The sequence below is a fragment of the Zoogloea sp. genome, from assembly GCF_041904905.1.
Taxonomy (GTDB): domain Bacteria; phylum Pseudomonadota; class Gammaproteobacteria; order Burkholderiales; family Rhodocyclaceae; genus Zoogloea.
The window spans coordinates 1-21947 of sequence record NZ_JAYRMI010000066.1 but is presented as its reverse complement, the minus strand read 5'-3'; the positions used below and the strand labels follow the sequence as shown (position 1 = coordinate 21947).

Here is a 21947-nt window from a genome sequence, read left to right as displayed (position 1 = left end):
TGGAGCCGCTTCGTGGTGCCGGCCGGCCAGCGCTACGTCTCGCCCGGGCGGATCGCCGTCGAGGGCGACGCCTCGTCCGCCAGTTACTTCCTGGCGGCCGGGGCGCTGGGCGGCGGGCCCGTGCGGGTCGAAGGCGCCGGCCGCCTGAGCATCCAGGGCGACGTGAAGTTCGCCGACGCGCTGGCCACGATGGGCGCCGAGATCGCCTGGGGCGACGACTGGATCGAAGCCCGGGGCCCGGCGTCGGGCAAGCTGAAGGCCTTCGACCTGGATCTCAACCACATCCCCGATGCCGCCATGACCCTGGCAGTGGCGGCGCTCTTCGCCGACGGCACCAGCCACCTGCGCAACATCGGCAGCTGGCGCGTCAAGGAGACCGACCGCATCGCCGCCATGGCCAACGAGCTGCGCAAGCTCGGGGCGACGGTCGAGGAGTACCCCGAGAGCCTCCACGTCACGCCGCCGGCGGTGCTGGAGCGCGCGGTCATCGACACCTACGAAGACCACCGGATGGCAATGTGCTTCTCCCTCGCCACCCTGGGCGGCCCGTACGTGCGCATCAACGACCCCAAGTGCGTGAACAAGACCTTCCCCGAGTACTTCACCACCTTTGCCCGCATCGCCACCCCGGTGCCGGTCGTCGCCATCGACGGCCCGTCGGCCTCCGGCAAGGGCACGGTCGGCGCCAAGGTTGCCGAGGCGCTGGGGTTTGCGCACCTCGATAGCGGCTCCCTCTACCGACTGGTCGCCCTGGCCGGCCTGCGCGCCGGGGCGGCCCTGGACGACGAGGCTGCGCTGGCCCGCATCGCATCGGCGCTCCCGGCCCGCTTCGAGGGCGACGCCGTTTTTCTGGGCGAAGACGACGTGACCAACGCCATCCGCAGCGAAGCCTGCTCGGTGGGCGCGTCCAAGGTGGCCGTGTTGCCGGCCGTCCGTGAGGCCCTGTTCTGGCGCCAGCGCGCCTACCGGCGGGGCGCCGGGCTCGTTGCCGAAGGGCGCGACATCGGCTCGGTGATCTTCCCCGATGCCCCGGTCAAGATCTTTCTCACGGCCTCCGCCGAAGCGCGTGCCGAACGTCGATATAAGCAGTTGATCGATAAAGGAATGCCTGCTAACATGGACGATCTGCTCAGTGACTTGCGCGAACGCGACGCCCGGGATTCCCAGCGCGCCGTCGCGCCACTGAAAAGAAGCGAGGATGCAGCGCTGCTCGATACCTCCGACATGACCGTCCAGCAGGCGGTCGATTTCGTGCTTCGGCAGGCCGCCGCCCTTCGCCACTGACGTCTTCCGCAGCCCGCCCGGGCGCGGAGGTTTTTCAACCAACCGCCGTGTCACAACGGTTGTAAGGTTCTTTTTTTCTATGTCCACTGCCACCCCTGCTTCCTTCGAGGAAAGTTTTGCCGCGCTGTTCGAGGAGTCCCTCAACCGCCAGGAAATGCGCGCCGGTGAAGTCATCACCGCCGAAGTCGTGCGTATCGACCAGAATTTCGTGGTCGTCAACGCCGGCCTGAAGTCCGAGAGCTACATCCCCCTCGACGAATTCCGCAGCGACCGCGGCGAAGTCACCGCCCAGGTCGGCGACTACGTCCAGGTTGCCATCGAGCAGCTCGAAGACGGCTATGGCGAAACCCGCCTTTCCCGCGACAAGGCCAAGCGCATCGCCGCCTGGAACGACCTCGACAAGGCCCTGAACGACGCGATCCTCGTCAAGGGCATGATCACCGGCAAGGTGAAGGGTGGCCTGACTGTCATGGTCAATGGCATTCGCGCCTTCCTCCCGGGCTCCCTGGTCGATATGCGTCCGGTCAAGGACACCACCCCGTTCGAAGGCAAGGAATTCGAATTCCGCGTCATCAAGCTCGACCGCAAGCGCAACAACGTTGTCGTTTCCCGTCGCGCCGTCCTCGAAGCCTCCATGGGCGAAGAGCGTCAGAAGCTCCTTGAAACCCTCAAGGAAGGCACCGTCGTCAAGGGTATCGTCAAGAACATCACCGACTACGGCGCGTTCGTGGATCTGGGTGGCATCGACGGCCTGCTGCACATCACCGATCTGGCCTGGCGCCGTGTGCGTCACCCGTCGGAAGTCCTCTCCGTGGGCGACGAACTCGAAGCCAAGGTGCTCAAGTTCGACCAGGAGAAGAACCGCGTCTCCCTGGGCCTCAAGCAGCTGGGCGAAGATCCGTGGGTCGGCATCTCCCGTCGCTACCCGCAGGGCACCCGTCTGTTCGGCAAGGTCACCAACATCACCGACTACGGTGCGTTCGTTGAAGTCGAGCAGGGCATCGAAGGTCTGGTCCACGTGTCCGAAATGGACTGGACCAACAAGAACATCCACCCGACCAAGGTTGTCCAGCTGGGCGACGAAGTCGAAGTGATGATCCTCGAGATCGACGAAGACCGCCGCCGCATCTCCCTGGGCATGAAGCAGTGCATGTCCAATCCGTGGGACGATTTCGCCATCAACCACAAGAAGGGCGACAAGGTCCGCGGCCAGATCAAGTCCCTGACCGACTTCGGCGTGTTCATCGGCCTGGAAGGCGGCATCGACGGTCTGGTTCACCTGTCCGACCTGTCCTGGTCCCTGTCTGGCGAAGAAGCCGTCCGCCAGTACAAGAAGGGCGACGAAGTCGAGGCCGTGGTGCTGAACATCGACGTCGAGAAGGAGCGCATCTCCCTCGGCATCAAGCAGCTCGACGGGGACCCGTTCACCAACTTCATCGCCACCCACGACAAGAACACCCTCGTGACCGGCACCGTGAAGACCGTGGATGCCCGTGGCGCCGTGATCGCCCTGAACAGCGATGTCGAAGGCTACCTGCGCGCTTCCGAGTTCTCTCGCGACCGTGTGGACGACCTCTCCCAGCTGCTGAAGGTTGGCGACTCCGTCGAGGCCATGATCGTCAACGTTGACCGCAAGACCCGCGGCATCAACCTGTCGATCCGCGCCAAGGATCAGGTCGAGCAGAACGAAGCCATGAGCAAGCTGGCGTCTGACAGCGGCTCCGCTGCCAGCGGCACCACCAACCTCGGTGCGCTGCTGAAGGCCAAGCTCAACGAGCAGAAGTAAGCGGTTCGGGCATGACCAAGTCGGAGCTCATCGCCCGGCTGGCGGAGCGTTTTCCCCAGCTGGTCGCGAAGGACGCCGAGTTCGCGGTCAAGATGATCCTCGATGCGATGACCGACGCCCTGTCGCGGGGTGATCGCATCGAGATCCGCGGATTTGGCAGCTTTGCCTTGAACTACCGTCCTCCCCGTGTCGGGCGTAATCCCAAGTCGGGGGAGAAGGTACAGGTGCCGGAGAAGTATGTTCCGCATTTCAAGGCAGGCAAGGAATTGCGCGAACGCGTCGACATGATGGGATAACCCAGTGCCACGCCCGGTGCCGGGGTCCGCAAGGTCCCAGGCTCGATCAGGAAGGCGGCTTTGGCCGCCTTCTTTTTTTTGTCCGCGTCAGGGATAATTCCGCGATGCGCGCGCTCATCTGGCTTTTTCGCCTGTTCCTGTTTCTTCTGCTGTTCGGCTTCGCCGTCAAGAATGACGACGTTGTCGTGCTCCGTTTCTTCTTCGGCGCCCAGTGGCATGTTCCGCTGGTGCTGGTCATCCTGCTGTTTGTGGTGATCGGTGTGCTGATCGGCGTGACCGCCACCGTTGCGACGCTTTATCGTCAGCATCGGGAGATCGGTCATCTGCGCGGCAGGCAGGGGGCTCCGGCCGCCGCCGAAGGGCGGGGCGCCCTCCCTCTAGCCCACGGCCCCGATCTGCCGGAGAGTTACTGATCCCATGGAATTCGAACTCTGGTGGCTGCTGGCTTTCCCGCTGTTCTTCGTGCTCGGGTGGCTGGCGGCGCGGATCGACATCAAGCATCTGGTCAAGGAATCCCGCGCCCTGCCGCGCACCTATCTGACCGGCCTCAACTTCCTGCTCAACGAGCAGCCCGATAAAGCCATCGACGCCTTCATCGAGGCCGTCAAGATCGACAACCAGACCGTCGAGCTGCACTTTGCCCTCGGGAGCCTGTTCCGCCGGCGCGGCGAGACGGATCGCGCGATCCGGATGCACCAGAACCTCATTGATCGGGATGACCTCTCCGACGAGCAACGCCAGCAGGCGCTGTCCGAGCTGGGGCTGGATTTTCTCAAGGCGGGCCTGCTGGATCGGGCCGAGGCGGTCTTCGTCAAGCTGCGCGGCACGCGCCTGAACGATTTTGCGCTCAAGAACCTGCTCGACATCTACCAGCAGGAGAAGGACTGGCGCAAAGCCATCGAGATCGCCGAAGCGCTGCCCCACGAGGGCGTGCTGTGGGAGAAGGAAGTCTCCAACTTCTACTGCGAGCTGGCGAGCGCCGATATCGCCAACTCGCGCTTCGACGAGGGGTTGGCCAACCTCGCCCGGGCGCTGGAGATGAATCGCAAGTCGGTGCGCGCCAGCATGCTGCTGGGGGATCTCCATGCGGCACGGGGCGACGACCTCGCCGCGCTGGAGGCGTGGAAGCGCGTCGAGAGCCAGAATCCGGTCTATCTGGCGCTGGTGGCCGAGCGGGTGATGGATGCCTATCGCCGCCTCGGGCAACTGGAGCAGGGCATGCAGCTCCTGCGCAGCTTCCTCGATCAGTACCCGTCGCTGGATCTGCTCGATGCGCTGTTCCAATGGGAGCTTCAGAAGGAAGGCCCCCAGGCCGCCTATCAGCTGGTGCGCGACGAGTTGCGCCGCAATCCCACCCTGCTGGGGTTGGACAAGCTCCTGGAGGCCGCGCTACTCACCGCGCCGGCCGAGCAGCGCACCGACATCGAGCTGGTGAAGAGTCTCGTGCACGGTCACACGCGGCGGGTTGCGCGCTACCGCTGCGACGCGTGCGGATTCAAGGCGCGGCAGTTCTACTGGCGGTGTCCGGCCTGCGGCGGCTGGGAAACCTATCCGCCCAAGCGCACGGAAGAGTTCGATCTTTCGCCCTAGCCCAGGCGGCAGGCTTGGGCGGGGCGGCCGGGCTGCCTGCCCAGGCGCCGTTTTGTGGTTCGGTTATCTAGTTTCGTCTCGGGAATCAAAACATGAAAATCACCGTGGTCGGTACGGGTTATGTGGGTCTGGTGTCGGGCGCCTGTCTTGCCGAGATGGGCAACGACGTGCTGTGCCTCGACCTGGATCCGGAGAAGATCCGCATCCTCAAGGAGGGCGGCATCCCCATCCATGAGCCGGGCCTCGATCAGGTCGTCGCCCGCAACGTGGCGGCCGGGCGGCTGCACTTCACCACCGATGTCCAGGAGGCCGTGCAGTTCGGCACCATCCAGTTCATCGCCGTCGGCACCCCGCCCGACGAAGACGGCTCGGCCGATCTCAAGTACGTGCTGGCCGCTGCGCGCGCGATTGGCCGACACATGACCGATTACAAGGTGATCGTCGACAAGAGCACCGTGCCAGTGGGCACTGCCGACAAGGTCAAGGCGGCGGTCCGGGAGGAACTCGACGCCCGTGGCGCGTCGATCCCCTACAGCGTTGTGTCCAATCCGGAGTTTCTCAAGGAGGGCGCGGCGGTGGACGACTTCATGCGTCCCGACCGTATCGTCGTCGGCGCCGAGGACGATCAGGCGATCTTCCTGATGAAGGCCCTGTATGCCCCCTTCCAGCGCAACCACGAGAAGCTGCTCATCATGGATCTGCGCAGCGCCGAGCTTACCAAGTATGCGGCCAACGCCATGCTTGCCACCCGGATCAGTTTCATGAACGAGCTGGCCCTGCTGGCCGAGAACCTGGGCGCCGACATCGAGTTGGTGCGCCAGGGCATCGGCAGCGATCCGCGCATCGGCTATCACTTCCTCTACGCCGGTTGCGGCTACGGCGGCTCGTGCTTCCCCAAAGATGTGAAGGCGCTCATCAAGACCGGGGCCGACGCCGGCCACGCGCTGCATGTGCTCAACGCCGTCGAGGACGCCAACGACGCCCAGAAGCTGGTGCTGGTGAACAAGATCGTCGCCCGTTTCGGCGAAGACCTCTCCGGCAAGCATTTCGCCCTGTGGGGCCTGGCCTTCAAGCCGAACACCGACGACATGCGCGAGGCGCCCAGCCGGGTGATCGTCGCCGAGCTGTTCCGCCGCGGCGCGACCGTCACCGCCTACGACCCGGTGGCGATGGACGAGAGTCGCCGCATCTTCGGCGACGAGCCGCGCCTCACCTACGCCGAGCGGCCGATGCAGGCCCTCGACGGCGCCGACGCGCTGGTGATCGTCACCGAGTGGAAGGAGTTCCGCAGCCCGGACTTCGACGCCATCAAGGCCAAGCTCAAGAGCCCGGTGATCTTCGACGGCCGCAACATCTTCGATCCCGCGCTGCCCCGCCAGGCCGGCCTCACCTACCTGAGCATCGGCCGGCCCTAACCGGCTGGCGCAAAGTCGACAACGCATCCCGGGGGCTTCCGCTGGAAGCCCCTTTTTGCGGAGGAAGGGTGGCGAGAGCGATGGCCCGCCATTTGCTTGCCTTGTCCTGCGGCGGCATTCGCCAGCATCGTTCCAACCGACACCGGACTGAATCGAACCATGGAATTCAAAACGCTCGAAGACTACGTGGGCCAGACCCCGCTGGTCCGGCTCAAGCGGATCACCGCTGGCCGCAACAACGTCATCCTTGCCAAGCTCGAGGGCAATAACCCGGCGGGGTCGGTCAAGGATCGGCCGGCGCTGTCGATGATCCTGCGCGCCGAAGCCCGCGGTGCCATCCAGCCCGGCCAGACCCTGATCGAAGCGACCAGCGGCAACACCGGCATCGCGCTGGCCATGGCGGCGGCGATTCGCGGCTACGGCATGATCCTGGTGATGCCCGAAAATCAGAGCATCGAGCGTCGCCAGACCATGCGCGCCTTTGGCGCCGAGTTGGTGCTCACCCCCAAGGAGGGGGGCATGGAGCTTGCCCGTGACGTCGCCGAGCGCATGCGCGACGAAGGCCGCGGGGTGATCCTCGACCAGTTCGCCAACCCCGATAACCCCCAGGCCCACATCGACGGCACCGGCCCCGAGATCTGGCAGCAGACCGGCGGCACCATCACCCACTTCGTGAGCAGCATGGGCACCACCGGCACGATCATGGGTGTGTCCACCTACCTCAAGGCGCAGAACCCGGAAGTCCGCATCGTCGGCTGCCAACCGGCGGACGGTGCGCAGATTCCCGGCATCCGCAAGTGGCCCGAAGCCTACCTGCCGCGCATCTACGACAAGGCCCGGGTGGATCGGCTCGAATACGTCTCCCAGGCCGACGCCGAGGAGATGACCCGCCGCCTCGCGCGGGAGGAGGGCATCTTCGCTGGCATCTCGTCCGGCGGCGCGCTAGCGGTGGCGGTGCGTCTGGCCGAGCAGCTCGAGAACGCGGTGATCGTCTCCATCGTCTGCGACCGTGGCGATCGCTATCTCTCCACCGGTGTCTTTCCCGCCTGAAGATCGGTATGGCCAGCACACTTGTTTTTGATATCGAGACCATCCCCGACGTGGAGGGCATCCGCCTGCTCCACGGCCTGCCGGCGGACCTGGGCGCGGACGAGGTGGCGGAATTCGCCTTCCAGCAGCGCCGCGCCAGCAACGGCACGGATTTCCTGCCCCACCACCTCCAGCGGGTGGTGACGATCTCCTGCGCCTTGCGCGACATGAGCCACTTCCGGGTGTTCTCGCTCTCCGAGCCCGATTGCACCGAGGGCGAACTCATCCAGCGCTTCTTCGATGGCGTCGAAAAGTTCACCCCCCAGATCGTCTCCTGGAACGGCGGCGGCTTCGACCTGCCGGTGCTCCATTACCGGGGCATGCTCCACGGCGTGGCCGCGCCGCGCTACTGGGATCTCGGTGACGGCGACTATCACGACTCCCGCGATTTCAAGTGGAACAACTACATCGGGCGCTATCACACCCGGCACCTGGATCTGATGGATCTGCTGGCGCTGTACCAACCCCGGGCCAACGCACCGCTGGACGACCTGGCCAAGCTGATGGGCTTCCCCGGCAAGCTGGGCATGGATGGCTCCGCCGTGTGGCAGGGCTACCGGGAAGGGCGGATCGCCGAGATCCGGGATTACTGCGAGACCGACGTGGTGAACACCTATCTTGTCTTCCTGCGCTTCCAGCTGATGCGCGGGGTTTTCGACAAGGCGCACTACGACGCCGAGATCGCCTTCGTCCGTGAATCCCTCGGTCGGCTGGCGGGCACGCACTGGGAGCGCTTCCTTGCCGCATGGCCCGAAGCGAAAATCGAAAGTAGTGGTTGACAACTTTCCAGGCTCGTCTATAATGCGGGCTTCTTAGGCGCGTAGCTCAGCTGGTTAGAGCACCACCTTGACATGGTGGGGGTCGTTGGTTCGAGTCCAATCGCGCCTACCAAACACCTAAGAAGGAAAACGAATGTCTCGAACTTGCAGCAAGCAGGACTAACTCATCCCGAGTCTGCTGTAAGGCGTTTTCCAGAAAAAGAAAAAGTGCGGCTCGTCCGCACTTTTTTTTTGCCCTGAATTTTCCCGGAGCGAGCCATCATGCCCAACATCACCTTGCCCGACGGTTCCGTACGCAGTTTCGAGCAGCCCGTGACGATTGCCCAGGTTGCTGCCTCCATCGGTGCGGGTCTGGCTCGCGCCGCGCTCGCCGGCAAGATCGATGGCCGGCTCGTCGATACCTCTCACCTCATCGAAGGCGACACCGCGCTGGCGATCGTCACCGACAAGGACGCCGACGGTCTCGAACTCATTCGTCACTCCACCGCCCACCTGCTGGCCTACGCGGTGAAGGAGCTGTTCCCCGATGCGCAGGTGACCATCGGCCCGGTGATCGAGAACGGCTTCTACTACGATTTCTCCTACAAGCGTCCGTTTACGCCCGAAGACCTCGAGAAGATCGAAGCGCGCATGCAGGAACTCGTCAAGCGCGACATTCCGGTCGAGCGCAGCGTGCTGCCGCGCAACGAGGCGGTGGCCTACTTCAAGTCCATCGGCGAACACTACAAGGCTGAGATCATCGCCTCGATTCCCGCGGATCAGGATGTCTCGCTGTACCGCGAAGGCGATTTCACCGACCTGTGCCGCGGCCCCCACGTGCCGTCCACCGGCAAGCTCAAGGTCTTCAAGCTGATGAAGGTGGCCGGCGCCTACTGGCGTGGCGACTCGAAGAACGAGATGCTGCAGCGCATCTACGGCACCGCCTGGGCGAAGAAGGAAGATCAGGAAGCCTACCTGCACATGCTGGAGGAAGCCGAGAAGCGCGACCATCGCCGCCTTGGCAAGCAGCTCGACCTCTTTCACCTGCAGGATGAAGCGCCGGGCATGGTGTTCTGGCATCCGCACGGCTGGACCCTCTGGCAGCAGATCGAGCAGTACATGCGCCGGGTGCTCAATGAGGCGGGCTACCAGGAGGTCAAGACCCCGCTGGTGATGGACCGTAGCCTGTGGGAGAAGTCCGGCCACTGGGACAACTACCGGGACAACATGTTCACCACCGAGTCGGAAAAGCGCGACTACGCGATCAAACCGATGAACTGCCCGGGCCATGTCCAGATCTACAACCACGGCCTGCACTCCTATCGCGATCTGCCGCTGCGTCTGGCCGAGTTCGGCTCCTGTCATCGCAACGAGCCCTCCGGCGCGCTGCACGGCCTGATGCGCGTGCGCGGTTTTGTGCAGGACGACGCCCACATCTTCTGCACCGAAGACCAGATCGTTGCCGAGGTCACCGCCTTCAACGAACTGCTCTCCCGCGTGTATCGCGATTTCGGCTTCACCGATGTGGCGGTCAAGCTGTCCCTGCGTCCCGAAAAGCGCGCCGGCAGCGACGAGATCTGGGATAAGGCCGAGTCCGGTCTGCGCGAAGCGCTGGCGGCGTCTGGTCACCAGTGGGAAGAGCTGCCGGGCGAGGGGGCCTTCTATGGCCCGAAGATCGAATACCACGTCAAGGACGCCCTGGGGCGCTCCTGGCAGTGCGGCACCATGCAGCTCGACTTCGTGCTGCCGGAGCGTCTCGACGCCGAGTATGTCGCCGAAGACAATTCGCGTCGCCGCCCCGTCATGCTGCACCGGGCGATCCTCGGTTCGCTGGAGCGCTTCATCGGTATCCTCATCGAAAACCACGCCGGTGCGCTGCCCCTGTGGCTGTCGCCGGTGCAGGCGGTGGTGCTGAACATCTCCGAGGCGCAGGCCGATTACGTCACGGATGTGGTCAAGGCGCTCCGCGCCAAAGGCTTCCGCGTCGAGGCGGATTTGCGCAACGAGAAAATTACTTATAAAATACGCGAACATAGCGTACGAAAGCTGCCTTATCTGCTGGTTGTCGGCGACAAGGAAAAGGCAGCCGGTGTGGTGGCCGTGCGCGCCCGGGGTAATCAAGACCTCGGCCAATTGTCCCTCGATACAGTTGTCGAGCGTTGGCAGCGTGAAATTTCCACGTTCGCCGGCACGGCCTAACTTTTTGTTTTTTTGGAGAATCAAACCATCGCTCAGGAAAAGAAGCTGCGCGTCAACGGCGAAATCAATGCGCCGGAGGTGCGTTTGACGGGTGAGGACGGTGAGCAGATCGGCATCGTCTCTTTGCGTGCTGCACTGGAAGCGGCGGACGAAGCCGGCGTGGATCTCGTCGAGATCGCACCGATGGCCAAGCCGCCCGTGTGCCGCTTGATGGACTTCGGCAAGTACAAGTACGAAGAAGCCAAGCGGGCCCACGAAGCCAAGCAGAAGCAGAAGCAGATTCAGGTCAAGGAAGTCAAGCTCCGCCCGGGTACGGACGAGAACGACTACCAGATCAAGCTGCGTAACCTCATCAAGTTCCTGAACGAAGGCGACAAGGCGAAGGTGACCCTCCGTTTCCGTGGCCGCGAGATGGCGCACCAGGAGTTCGGCATGCGTCAGCTCGAGCGCGTCAAGGCGGATCTCGAAGAGATCGGTCAGGTCGAGCAGATGCCGAAGATGGAAGGGCGCCAGATGATCATGGTCATCGCGCCGAAGAAGAAGCACTGAGCTTCAAGGAATTCCCGGTGCCCTGACACTGGTCAGGCGCCGGAATACGGCGGACAGGATAGTCCGCCGGAAACAAGTGGTGACGGGTTGTTGAAGCGTTTTCGGAAGTCGAAAACCACCCGGGGCCATGACATAAGCTGGAGTACTTCATGCCCAAGATGAAGACCAAGAGCGGGGCCGCCAAGCGGTTCAAGATCCGCTCTAGCGGTAGCATCAAGCGTTCGCAGGCGTTCAAGCGCCACATCCTGACCAAGAAGACGACCAAGAGCAAGCGCCAGCTGCGCGGCATGACTGCCGTTCACGCTGCGGACGAAAAGTCCATCCGCGCCATGATGCCCTACGCCTGATCTAGGAGAACGCAATGCCCCGAGTTAAACGCGGTGTAACCGCACGTGCCCGTCACAAAAAAGTCCTCGACCAAGCCAAGGGTTACCGCGGCCGTCGCAAGAACGTATACCGGATCGCCAAGCAGGCGGTGATGAAGGCTGGGCAATATGCCTACCGTGACCGTCGTCAGCGCAAGCGTCAGTTCCGTGCCCTGTGGATCGCCCGTATCAACGCCGCCGCGCGTGAAGTCGGTCTGACCTACAGCCGCTTCATGAACGGCCTGAAGAAGGCTTCCATCGAAGTGGACCGCAAGGTTCTGGCCGATCTGGCCGTGTTTGACAAGCCCGCTTTTGCGGCGCTCGCCGAACAAGCCAAGGCCAAGCTCGCTGCGTAAGTTTCCGCAGCACGAAAAAAGGAGGCCTGGCCTCCTTTTTTTTGTCCTGAACCCGGGATAAGACTGAAAAATGGATCAACTCGATCAACTCGTCGAAGAGGCCGGCGCCGCTTTCGCCGCGGTTGCGGACAGCGCCTCCCTCGAAGCCGCAAAGGCGCGTTACTTCGGCAAGGGCGGTTCGCTCACCGAACTCCTCAAGGGCCTCGGCAAGCTCGATCCGGAAGCCCGCAAGGCCGCCGGCGCCGAGATCAACAAGGCCAAGACGGCCATCGAAGCGCTGCTGAATGCGCGCCGCGATGCCCTCCAACAGGCTGCCCTCGAAGCCCAGCTTGCTGCCGAGGCGCTGGATGTCACCCTGCCGGGCCGTGGTGCCGGGCTGGGCGGCCTGCACCCGGTCGTGCGAACCCTCGAACGGGTCGAGCAGTTGTTCCGCTCCATCGGTTTCGATGTGGCCGAGGGCCCCGAGATCGAGACCGATTTCTACAACTTCACCGCGCTGAACACCCCGGCCAACCACCCGGCCCGGTCGATGCACGACACCTTCTACCTGGAAAACGGCGAAGGCGTGCTGCTGCGTACCCACACCAGCCCGGTGCAGATCCGGGCGATGCAGGCCCACGTGGCCGCCCACAAAGATAAGCCGACGATGCCCGAGCTGCGCGTGATCGCGCCGGGCCGCGTCTATCGCGTCGACTCCGACGCCACCCACTCGCCCATGTTCCACCAGGTCGAGGGCCTGTGGGTCGGCGAGACCGTCAGCTTCGCCGACCTGAAGGGCGTGGTCGCCGATTTCCTGCGCAGCTTCTTCGAGAGCGACGACCTGCAGGTGCGCTTCCGCCCGTCCTTCTTCCCGTTCACCGAGCCCTCCGCCGAAATCGACGTGGCCTTCATGAGCGGCGCGATGAAGGGCCGCTGGCTGGAGATCGCCGGTTGCGGCATGGTCCACCCCAACGTGCTGCGCTACGGCGGCATCGACCCCGAGCGCTACACCGGCTTCGCCTTCGGCATGGGGCCGGACCGTCTCACGATGCTGCGTTACGGCGTCAATGACCTGCGCCTCTTCTTCGAAGGCGATCTTCGTTTCCTCGGTCAATTCAGGTAAGCCCAAGCCATGCAATTCTCAGAACTCTGGTTGCGCAGTTTCGTCAGTCCGGCGCTGGATTCGGACCAGCTTGGGCATTTGCTCACCATGGCGGGGCTGGAAGTGGAAGAACAGGACGGCGTCGCCGCGGTGTTCTCCAAGGTGGTCGTGGCGCAGATCGTCGAAGCCGAGAAGCACCCCAACGCCGACAAGCTGCGCGTCTGCAAGGTGGACGCGGGGCAGGGCGCGCTGCTGCAGATCGTCTGCGGTGCGCCCAACGCGGCGGCCGGCATCAAGATTCCGTGCGCGCTGGTGGGCGCCGATCTGGCCGGTTTCGGCATCAAGGCGGCCAAGCTGCGCGGCGTCGAATCCTTCGGCATGCTGTGCTCGGCCAAGGAGCTGGGCATCTCGGAAGAGAGCAGCGGCCTGTTGGTGCTGCCGGACGATGCCCCCGTGGGCACCGACCTGCGCGAGTACCTCGCCCTCAACGACACCCTGTTCACCATCAAGCTGACCCCCAACCGGGCCGACTGCCTGAGCCTCTCCGGCATTGCCCGCGAAGTCGCCGGGCTCACCGGCGCGGCCCTCAGCCTGCCGGCGTGCGAGGCGGTTGCGCCCACCATCGACGCGACCCGCGCCGTGGTCCTCGACGCCCCCGAAGCCTGCCCGCGCTACTGCGGCCGGGTGATCCGCGGCGTGGACGCCAAGGCCCCGACGCCCGAATGGATGAAGCAGCGCCTTGCGCGTAGCGGCATCCGCTCGATCAGCGCGCTGGTGGATGTCACCAACTACGTGATGCTCGAACTGGGCCAGCCGCTCCACGCCTTCGACGATGCGAAGTTGAACGGCGCCATCCACGCCCGTCTGCCCCAGGCCGGCGAGCAGCTGCTGCTCCTCAACGGCCAGACCGTCACCCCCGCCGCCGACACCCTCCTGATCGCCGACGACAGCCGCGCGCTGGCCATGGCCGGCGTGATGGGCGGCGAGGAGAGCGGGATCACCCTCGACACCACCGATCTGTTCCTCGAGAGCGCCTTCTTCGCCCCCGACGCCATCGCCGGCCGCGCCCGCGCCTGCGGCTTCTCGTCCGATGCGTCCTACCGTTTCGAGCGCGGCGTGGATTTCGCCCTCGCGCCCAAGGCCATCGAGCGCGCCACCCGCCTGATCCTCGACATCTGCGGCGGCCAGCCCGGCCCGGTGGTCGAGGCCGTGGCGGCCGACCGGCTGCCCCGGCGCGCCCCGATCCGCCTGCGCGCCAGCCGCGTGCGCCGCGTGCTGGGCATCCAGCTTGGCGCCGACGACGTGGCCGAGATGTTCCGGCGCCTCGAACTCGACGTCCAGCGCGACGGCGACGACTTCATCGTCACCCCGCCCTCGTACCGTTTCGACGTGGAGATCGAGGAAGACCTGATCGAGGAGATCGCCCGCCTGCACGGCTACGACAACATCCCGACCCATGCCCCGCGCGGCCCGATCACCATGCTGCCGCGGCCCGAGGCCCGGCGCGACACCATGTCGGTGCGCCGTCTGGTGGCCGGCCGCGAATACCAGGAGGTCATCAACTTCGCCTTCGTCGAAGAAGCCTGGGAGAAGGATTTCGCCGGCAACACCGACCCGGTGCGCCTCGCCAACCCCATTGCCAGCCAGATGAGCGTGATGCGCTCCAGCCTGATCGGCGGCCTGGTGGCCAACGTGGTCACCAACCGCAAGCGCCAGACCAACCGCGTCCGCGTGTTCGAGATCGGCCGCTGCTTCCGTCGCGACGCGGCCGGCCAGCCGGTGGACGGCTTCCACCAGCCGGTGCGGCTGGCGGCCCTGGCGGCCGGCTTTGCCAAGCCCGAGCAGTGGGGCGAGGCCAACCGCAACGTGGATTTCTTCGACGTGAAGGCGGATCTCGAAGCGCTGCTGCTGCCCCGCGTCGCCAAGTTCGAGCGCGCCACCCATCCGGCGCTACACCCGGGCCGTTCTGCCCGCGTGGTGCTCGATGGCCGCGAGATCGGCTTCATCGGCGAACTCCACCCGATCTGGGTCCAGCGCTACGAGCTGGGCACCGCGCCGGTGGTCTTCGAGATCGAACTCGACGCCATGCTGGACACCGTGATGCCGGCCTACCGCGAGGTCTCCCGCTTCCCGGCGGTCACCCGCGATCTGGCCCTGGTGGTCGATCAGGCGGTGGCTTCCGCCACTCTGCTGGAAGGGCTCGAAGCGGTCGCGCCGGCCATCGTCCAGCGCGTCGAATTGTTCGATCAGTACCAGGGCAAAGGTGTCGAGCCTGGCCGGAAAAGCCTTGCTTTCCGCGTAGTTATGCAAGAAACTCAGAGAACTCTGGAGGATGCCGAAGTGGATGCTGCGATGGTTTTGTTGACCCGTCATGCCGAGGAAAACCTTGGCGCGAAGCTCCGGGGCTGACACACCATGGCCGCAACGCTGACCAAGGCGGAACTCGCCGACATGCTCTTCGAACAGGTGGGCCTCAACAAGCGCGAAGCCAAGGATATGGTGGAGTGCTTTTTCGAGGAGATCCGGCTGGCGCTGGAGCGGGGCGACTGCGTCAAGCTCTCGGGCTTCGGCAACTTCCAGTTGCGCGAGAAGCCCCAGCGCCCCGGGCGTAACCCCAAGACCGGCGAAGAGATCCCGATCACGGCCCGGCGCGTGGTGACTTTCCACGCCAGCCAGAAGCTGAAGGCCAATGTGGAGCAACTGAGCGATGTCGCAAAGTGATGCCCCGGCAGCCGCCGAGCTGCCGCCCATCCCCGCCAAGCGTTACTTCACCATCGGTGAGGTGAGCGACCTGTGCGGGGTCAAACCCCACGTGCTGCGCTACTGGGAGCAGGAATTCACCCAGCTGCGGCCGGTCAAGCGCGGTGGCAACCGGCGTTATTACCAGCACCACGAGGTGCTGCTGATCCGCCGCATCCGCGAGCTGCTGTACCGGGACGGCTTCACCATCTCCGGGGCGCGCAACCGTCTCGACGAGATGGCGGCCCGCAAGCGCGAGGACGCCGAGGAATCCGTCGGCCTGCGCGAGCAGCTGGCTTCCGTCCGTTCCGAGATCAAGTCCATCCTGCAGCTGCTGCAGGGCTGAGTCGGGCGGGGGCGCCAGCCCCGCCCGCGTTTCATCCACGCTGGCGGTGCGTGTCTGCTCCGCCCCTCTCCACGACCCGATTTCCCCCCCGAGGCTTCCCATGACCTACTGTGTCAGCATGCTGCTCGACGCGGGTATGGTGTTCCTGTCGGACTCCCGTACCAACGCCGGCGTCGACCACATCAACACCTTCCGCAAGACGAGCATCTTTCAGCGCCCCGGCGAGCGCGTGCTGGTGCTGATGAGTTCCGGCAACCTCGCCATCACCCAGCAGCTGGTGTCGATGCTCCGCGAGGCGATGGCCGCCCAGGACGGGCGCGAGAACCTGTGGGCGGTGCCCAACATGTTCGAGGCGGCCCGGCATGTGGGCGAGATGCTGCGGGAGGTGCACCGCCGCGACGCCGACGCGCTGAAAAACTTCGGCATCGACTTCACCGCCGCGCTCATCCTTGGCGGCCAGATCGGCACCGAGCAGCCGCGCCTGTTCCACATCTACGCGGCCGGCAACTTCATCGAGGCCACGCCCGACACCCCGTACTTCCAGATCGGCGAATCCAAGTACGGCAAGCCCATCATCGACCGGGTGGTGAAGCGCCACACCAGCCTCGACGAAGCCGCCAAGCTGGCGCTGATTTCGATGGATTCCACGATCCGCTCCAACCTCTCGGTGGGTGTGCCGCTGGACCTCACCATCCTGCGCACCGACGAGCTGAAGATCGCGTCCCACTCCAGCATCGACGCCAAGAACGAATACTTCGCGATGATCCGCAACCGCTGGAGCGAGGCCCTCGGCCACGCCTTCGACGAGCTGCCCAACCCCGACTGGCTGGACGCGGGCGAGCAGGCGTAAGCCTTACCAGCCCTGGGCCTGACGCCGGGCGCTCTCGCACTCGGCGCGGAAATCCAGAAACTGGCGCAGCCGGCGGGCGTCGATCTTGCCTGCCTCGGCGGCCTCGCGCAGGGCGCAGCCCGGCTCGGTGTCGTGGCGGCAGTCGCGGAAACGGCACTGGCCCGAATACGGGCGAAACTCCGGAAAGCTCGCCTCCAGGGCTTCGGAACTCAGATGTACCAGCCCGAAGGTCTGCATCCCCGGGCTGTCGATGATGCCGCCGCCTTCGGGCAGCGGATACAGCCGGGCGAAGGTGGTGGTGTGCTTGCCGGTATCCAGCACCTCCGAGATCTCCCGCGTCTCCGCCCGGGCCTCCGGGATCAGGGCGTTGGTGAGGGTCGACTTGCCCATCCCCGATTGCCCCACCAGCAGGCTGGTCTCGCCGATCAGGCGGGCCCGCAGCGCCTCCACGTCGTCCAGCGCCGACAGCTCCAGCACCGGATAGCCCAGCGCTGCAAAGGTGGCGAGGCGCGCCTGGGCGTCGGCCAGCCCGGCGGGCAGGTCGGTCTTGTTGAGCACGATCAGCACCTTCACGTGCTGGTCTTCGGCGGCGCACACGCAGCGCGACACGAACTCATCCGAAAAGCTCGGCTCGGTGGCCACCACCATCACCACCTGGGTGGCGTTGGCGGCGATCAGCTTCTGGCGCCACGCGTCCGAGCGGTAGAGCAGGCTGGTGCGCTCGATCAGCTTGTCGATCACGCCCTGGCCGGGCCCGGTGGCCGCCACCTGAACCCGGTCGCCGCAGGCGAACACGCTCTTCTTGCCGCGGGGCACGCACAGCAGGATCTCGCCGGCGTCGGTCTTCACTTCGTACTGCCGCCCGAAGGCGGCGATGAGGGTGCCGGTGGTTTTCAACGGGCGAGTTCCTGCAGACGGGCGATGCGGATCGCCGCGGGGGGATGGGAGTCGTACACGCTGGAGTACACCGGGTCGGGCGTGAGGGTGGAGGCGTTGTCCCGGTAGAGCTTGACCAGCGCGCTCACCAGCTCGGAGGCCGGCGCGTGGCTGGCGGCGTAGGCGTCGGCCTCGAACTCATGCTTGCGCGACCAGCGGCTCATCAGCGGGGTGAGGGGGAAGGTGAACACCGGCAGCACCAGCGCAAACAGCACCAGGGTGGGCGCGGTGCCGCCGGCCTGCATCCCCAGCCCTTCGAAGAACCACGCCTGTCCGGCCAGATGCCCCAGCAGCGCGAAGAAGGCCAGGCTGCCGGCGCCGATCGCCGCCAGCCGCTTCCAGAGGTGGCGGTGGTGATAGTGGCCCAGCTCGTGGGCCAGCACGGCCTCCACCTCGGTCGGCGAGAGCTTGTCCAGCAGGGTGTCGAAGAAGACGATCCGCTTGGCCGCGCCAAAGCCGGTGAAGTAGGCGTTGCCGTGGGCCGAGCGCTTCGAGCCGTCCATCACGAACAGGCCCGACAGGCGGAAACCGCAGCGGGTGAGCAGCGCCTCGATGCGGGATTTGAGGGCGCTGTCTTCCAGCGGCTGGAAGGTGTTGAACAGGGGCGCGATGAGCGTGGGGTAGATCAGCAGGGTGAGCAGGTTGAACACCAGCCAGAAGGCCCACACGTAGAGCCACCACAGGCTGCCCATGGCGTCCATCAGCCACAGCACGAAGGCGATCAGGGGCAGGCCGATGAGGGCCGACAGGGCCACGCCCTTCAGGGCGTCGGCCGCGAACAGGGCCGGGGTGAGGCGGTTGAACCCAAAGCGCGCCTCCAGCCCGAAGCTGCGGTAAACCGTGAGCGGCAGATCGACCGCCCACGACACCGCCGCCACCAGCGCCACGAAGGCCACGCCATGGGCCAGCCCGCCCGCCTCGAAGAAACGCCCCGCCAGATCGAGCAGCGCCTGCAGCCCGCCGCCCAGGGTGAGCGCCACCGTCAGCGCCGCCGAAATGAGCAGATCCACCACCCCCAGGCGCACCCGCGCCACGGTGTAATCGGCGGCCTTGGTGTGGGCCTCCAGGGCGATACGGCTGGCGAAGGGGGCCGGCACCGCCCCCCGGTGGGCCGCCACGTGGCGCATCTGGCGGGTGGCCAGCCACAGGCGCACGAGCAGGCCGGCGCCAAGGGCAAACAGGAACAGGACGGAGAAACTGCTGGCAGTCATCGGCTGAAAGCGGGGGGCGACAGGGGGGAGGAAGGGCCCGCCACGCGGGCTCCGCGCGAGGGCACAGAGCGGGCGCCGGGGCAACGGAAAACGGGCGGCGAGGGCGTAGAATCGCGCCTTTACCGATAAAGCGAGCCGATTATGGCACAGGACCAGAATCACCTCATCTGGCTGGACATGGAAATGACCGGCCTCGAACCCGACCGCGACCGCATCATCGAAATGGCGATGATCGTCACCAACAGCAAGCTCGACGTGGTGGCCGAAGGCCCGGTGATCGCCGTGCATCAACCCGCCGCCGTGCTCGACGGCATGGACGAGTGGAACAAGAACACCCACGGCCGCTCCGGCCTCATCGAGCGGGTCAAGGCCTCCACCATCGACGAGGCCGCCGCCGAAGCGATCTACCTGGAGTTCATGAAGCAGTGGGTGCCCGCCCGCACCACCCCCATGTGCGGCAACTCCATCGGCCAGGACCGCCGCTTCATGGCCCGCTACATGCCCACCCTGGAAGGCTACTTCCACTACCGCAACCTCGACGTCTCCACCCTCAAGGAACTCTGCCGCCGCTGGCGCCCGGATGTGTACAAGGGCCTCGAGAAGAAGGGCGCCCACAAGGCCCTGGACGACATCCTCGAATCCATCGCCGAACTGCGCTACTACCGGGAGCACTTCCTGAAGGTGTGAGCATGGATCGGGAAACCCTGCGCGGCTGGTGGCTGCGCAACCGCGGCCGGGTCATCGGCCTTCTGCTTGTCTGCGTGTTCTTCTTTCTGCTCGGGCGTTTCAGCCACACCGCGGTCTCGCCGCTGATGTGCAAGATCTACGGCTGAGGAACCGTCCGCCCCCGCGGCGGTCTGTCCTTGCGGACCGACCGTAACGTGGGGCGCCGTTTCGCGCCCCCGGCCGGCTTCCGGATGGTCGAATCGCCCTGCGACGATTCGACCATTTTCTTTGGCCCGTCCACGCCGCGACGGGCCGGCCTGCACAGATAAAGGAACCGCCATGAAACCCGAGATCATCGTCACCGCCCGCGACCTGGAACGCCTCGAAGCCCTGCTCGCCATGCCCCCGAACCGCGGCCGCAGCGATCTGGACGGCCTGCGCGACGAACTCGCCCGCGCCACCGTCGTCGACACCGACAGCGCCCCCGCGCACATCATCGCCCTCGACCGCCGCGCCCGCTTCCGCGAGGAAACCTCGGGCCGCGAATACGACCTCACCCTCGCCTGGCCCCACGACGCCCACGCCGGCGACGGCCGGGTCTCCATCTTCTCCCCCGCCGGCAGCGCCCTGCTCGGCCTCTCCGTCGGCCAGCAGATCGACTGGCGCACCCCCGAAGGCCACGCCATCCGCCTCACCGTGCTGGCAGTCTCGCCGGCCGACTGACCCGCTCGCCCCGGCGCGCAGCGCACCCAACGGGCCGCCGGGCGCGGCCCAGGGGTTGGCGCCGGCATGCCGGGCTATCCGAATTGGGTTTGATCGGGTACCATCCGCCTCTGCTGGCTGGCTGAATATAAAGCCAGCACGAAGTTGGTTTTCGATAATCCCTGTTCAGGAGTCAGTCATGCCGCAAAACCTCGTCTCTCTCGACCTTGGCGTCGACGCCGTTGCCAAGCTCGATCAAGCCATCGCCGCCCTCGAAGCCTTCACCGCCGCCTTCGTCACGCTCTCCGCCCAGGAGAGGCAGGATCTCCTCAAGATGGGCGACAAGTCGGCCATCTTCTGCCAGCAGACGATCATGGTGCTCGAACAGAACACGGACATCCTGCCCGCCACCTTCGACTACGACGAGATGACGGCCGACATGGCGGCCTACCAGCTGCTCGGGCCCCGGGTGCTGCGCCTGCGCGAGGTGCTTGCCAAGATGGAAGACACCCAGATGGCGCTGGGCAGCGACGTGATGGTGGCCGCCTCCGAAGGGTATGCCCTCATGAAGCTCTTCGGAAAAGCCGAAGGGCTCTCGGAACTGCAGCAAGCCATGCGGGTGCGCCGCCCCGGCCGCCCCCGCAAGGGCGGCAAGGTCGACGGCTGATCCCCACCGCCACCGGCAAAAAGGCAGGGCAACCTGCCTTTTTCTTGTTCCCCGCCCCGCAAGATCGCCCCAAGCCCCAGCCGGACGGCCCGACAGCCATTTAAAGATAGCCGGCAACCCCAGGAAAAATCCCGCCCTGGCTCCCTGTTTGTGGATAAGTGGAAAAAGAAAATTGCCCTCCACCTATTTTTTTTCCGGGGGAAGCAGTTTTAAAAATCGACGTCGGCCCAGGTTTTTTCCTCCCGGCAATTAATAAATCCAGAACGCCGGCCAGCCCTGTGGGCAAGTCGAGATTTCCCGATGCGTCCGGCAATTAAAAAATACCTGTCGGGCAATTAATTGCGAGCCCCGAGGGGATAAACCCCGCGCCCGACGGCGGGGAACTGAACCGCCTGCGCGGCGGGGAACGACGGCGCACCCACGCCTGGATCGTCGCCTACCTTCTAAACCGCCTGCGCGGCGGCGAACGGATAAGCCCTACGTGCGCCTGGTGGCCCGGTCTTCTAAACCGCCTGCGCGGCGGCGAACAAGGTCGTCGGCGGGCTCGTGCTCTTCGCGGTCTTCTAAACCGCCTGCGCGGCGGCGAACAAAATCCTTCACGTCTTCTTCCGTCCAGTCGACTTCTAAACCGCCTGCGCGGCGGCGAACGACGAACGCGGCGACCGCCAGCTTGAGGATCTCTTCTAAACCGCCTGCGCGGCGGCGAACATCTGGCTGAGGCCCATCACCCGCACCGGGTCCTTCTAAACCGCCTGCGCGGCGGCGAACGCAAATGCGACCATCAACGATGGCCAAGCCAACTTCTAAACCGCCTGCGCGGCGGCGAACATCTACAAGGGCAAGTTCATCAGCGATTGCCTCTTCTAAACCGCCTGCGCGGCGGCGAACCCCCTGGTCATCGGCGGGCGGATCGTCGATCCCTTCTAAACCGCCTGCGCGGCGGCGAACTTCTTCACCCGCTTCCCCCAGATCCTCGACCACTTCTAAACCGCCTGCGCGGCGGCGAACGACATCGACCTCACCGCGGTCGACCTGCTCCTCTTCTAAACCGCCTGCGCGGCG

At 65.3% G+C, this 21947-nt stretch carries 23 protein-coding genes, 1 tRNA gene and 1 CRISPR repeat array; of the genes, 22 read left to right on the top strand and 2 right to left on the bottom strand.

Annotated features, from left to right (window positions below; genetic code table 11):
- From cmk to ACE3N6_RS15490, 18 genes are all read left to right on the top strand, one after another.
- On the top strand, positions 1-1284 hold a 1284-nt coding region (cmk, locus tag ACE3N6_RS15575; RefSeq protein WP_374246702.1), incomplete at its 5' end, for a (d)CMP kinase.
- Positions 1285-1363: 79 nt separating this feature from the next.
- On the top strand, positions 1364-3070 hold the full coding sequence (rpsA, locus tag ACE3N6_RS15570) for a 30S ribosomal protein S1 (RefSeq protein WP_374246701.1): 1707 nt from the start codon (positions 1364-1366) through the stop codon (positions 3068-3070).
- Positions 3071-3081: 11 nt separating this feature from the next.
- Positions 3082-3366: an integration host factor subunit beta gene (locus tag ACE3N6_RS15565; RefSeq protein ID WP_079434022.1), complete on the top strand. Its 285-nt coding sequence runs from the start codon at positions 3082-3084 to the stop codon at positions 3364-3366.
- Positions 3367-3470: 104 nt separating this feature from the next.
- On the top strand, positions 3471-3779 hold the full coding sequence (locus ACE3N6_RS15560; protein WP_374246700.1) for a lipopolysaccharide assembly protein LapA domain-containing protein: 309 nt from the start codon (positions 3471-3473) through the stop codon (positions 3777-3779).
- A gap of 4 nt (positions 3780-3783) precedes the next feature.
- The gene (gene lapB / locus ACE3N6_RS15555) at positions 3784-4956 is read left to right on the top strand and encodes a lipopolysaccharide assembly protein LapB (protein WP_374246699.1); all 1173 of its coding nucleotides are present in this window, start codon (positions 3784-3786) and stop codon (positions 4954-4956) included.
- Positions 4957-5048: 92 nt separating this feature from the next.
- Positions 5049-6371 carry a UDP-glucose/GDP-mannose dehydrogenase family protein gene (locus ACE3N6_RS15550; RefSeq protein WP_374246698.1) on the top strand — a complete coding sequence of 441 codons (1323 nt, stop codon included), beginning with the start codon at positions 5049-5051 and terminating at the stop codon, positions 6369-6371.
- 159 nt (positions 6372-6530) lie between these two features.
- Positions 6531-7421: a cysteine synthase CysM gene (gene cysM / locus ACE3N6_RS15545; protein ID WP_374246697.1), complete on the top strand. Its 891-nt coding sequence runs from the start codon at positions 6531-6533 to the stop codon at positions 7419-7421.
- A gap of 8 nt (positions 7422-7429) precedes the next feature.
- Positions 7430-8239: a 3'-5' exonuclease gene (locus ACE3N6_RS15540; protein WP_374246696.1), complete on the top strand. Its 810-nt coding sequence runs from the start codon at positions 7430-7432 to the stop codon at positions 8237-8239.
- Between the two features lie 35 nt (positions 8240-8274).
- Positions 8275-8351, top strand: a tRNA-Val gene (locus ACE3N6_RS15535).
- Between the two features lie 149 nt (positions 8352-8500).
- Complete coding sequence (gene thrS, locus ACE3N6_RS15530; protein WP_374246695.1) at positions 8501-10417, top strand: threonine--tRNA ligase; 1917 nt, start codon at positions 8501-8503, stop codon at positions 10415-10417.
- A 27-nt stretch (positions 10418-10444) separates the two neighbouring features.
- Positions 10445-10966: a translation initiation factor IF-3 gene (gene infC, locus ACE3N6_RS15525; protein WP_374246703.1), complete on the top strand. Its 522-nt coding sequence runs from the start codon at positions 10445-10447 to the stop codon at positions 10964-10966.
- Positions 10967-11115: 149 nt separating this feature from the next.
- Positions 11116-11313, top strand: a complete 198-nt coding sequence (rpmI, locus tag ACE3N6_RS15520) for a 50S ribosomal protein L35 (protein ID WP_148581168.1) — start codon at positions 11116-11118, stop codon at positions 11311-11313.
- Between the two features lie 14 nt (positions 11314-11327).
- Positions 11328-11687, top strand: coding sequence for a 50S ribosomal protein L20 (rplT, locus tag ACE3N6_RS15515; RefSeq protein WP_079434014.1), 360 nt, complete (start codon positions 11328-11330; stop codon positions 11685-11687).
- A 70-nt stretch (positions 11688-11757) separates the two neighbouring features.
- Positions 11758-12789: a phenylalanine--tRNA ligase subunit alpha gene (pheS, locus tag ACE3N6_RS15510; protein ID WP_153160433.1), complete on the top strand. Its 1032-nt coding sequence runs from the start codon at positions 11758-11760 to the stop codon at positions 12787-12789.
- A 9-nt stretch (positions 12790-12798) separates the two neighbouring features.
- Positions 12799-15177: a phenylalanine--tRNA ligase subunit beta gene (gene pheT / locus ACE3N6_RS15505; RefSeq protein WP_374246694.1), complete on the top strand. Its 2379-nt coding sequence runs from the start codon at positions 12799-12801 to the stop codon at positions 15175-15177.
- A 6-nt stretch (positions 15178-15183) separates the two neighbouring features.
- Positions 15184-15489, top strand: a complete 306-nt coding sequence (locus ACE3N6_RS15500; protein ID WP_153160431.1) for an integration host factor subunit alpha — start codon at positions 15184-15186, stop codon at positions 15487-15489.
- The gene (locus ACE3N6_RS15495) at positions 15476-15853 is read left to right on the top strand and encodes a MerR family transcriptional regulator (protein ID WP_374246693.1); all 378 of its coding nucleotides are present in this window, start codon (positions 15476-15478) and stop codon (positions 15851-15853) included. The genes ACE3N6_RS15500 and ACE3N6_RS15495 overlap by 14 nt, the downstream gene beginning before the upstream one ends.
- Positions 15854-15953: 100 nt before the next feature.
- Positions 15954-16703: a peptidase gene (locus ACE3N6_RS15490; RefSeq protein WP_374246692.1), complete on the top strand. Its 750-nt coding sequence runs from the start codon at positions 15954-15956 to the stop codon at positions 16701-16703.
- A 3-nt stretch (positions 16704-16706) separates the two neighbouring features.
- Here the strand turns inward: ACE3N6_RS15490 and rsgA are convergent, their stop codons facing one another.
- Positions 16707-17600, bottom strand: coding sequence for a ribosome small subunit-dependent GTPase A (gene rsgA, locus ACE3N6_RS15485; protein ID WP_374246691.1), 894 nt, complete (start codon positions 17598-17600; stop codon positions 16707-16709).
- A complete protein-coding gene (locus ACE3N6_RS15480; RefSeq protein ID WP_374246690.1) occupies positions 17597-18850 on the bottom strand; it encodes a M48 family metallopeptidase in 1254 nt (417 codons plus the stop codon). Before ACE3N6_RS15480 ends, rsgA begins: the two co-directional genes overlap by 4 nt.
- Before the next feature lie 141 nt (positions 18851-18991).
- Here ACE3N6_RS15480 and orn point away from each other — a divergent pair, with 141 nt between their 5' ends.
- From orn to ACE3N6_RS15460, 4 genes are all read left to right on the top strand, one after another.
- Positions 18992-19537, top strand: a complete 546-nt coding sequence (orn, locus tag ACE3N6_RS15475; protein ID WP_374246689.1) for an oligoribonuclease — start codon at positions 18992-18994, stop codon at positions 19535-19537.
- 2 nt (positions 19538-19539) lie between these two features.
- The gene (locus tag ACE3N6_RS15470; protein ID WP_374246687.1) at positions 19540-19683 is read left to right on the top strand and encodes a hypothetical protein; all 144 of its coding nucleotides are present in this window, start codon (positions 19540-19542) and stop codon (positions 19681-19683) included.
- A gap of 172 nt (positions 19684-19855) precedes the next feature.
- Positions 19856-20239 (top strand): nucleoside diphosphate kinase regulator, encoded by a 384-nt coding sequence (rnk, locus tag ACE3N6_RS15465; RefSeq protein ID WP_374246685.1) that lies wholly within the window; start codon positions 19856-19858, stop codon positions 20237-20239.
- 178 nt (positions 20240-20417) lie between these two features.
- Entirely contained in the window at positions 20418-20885 is a 468-nt protein-coding gene (locus tag ACE3N6_RS15460) for a hypothetical protein (RefSeq protein ID WP_374246684.1), read from the top strand.
- 380 nt (positions 20886-21265) lie between these two features.
- Positions 21266-21947: a CRISPR direct-repeat array (repeat unit 22 nt; unit sequence CTTCTAAACCGCCTGCGCGGCG).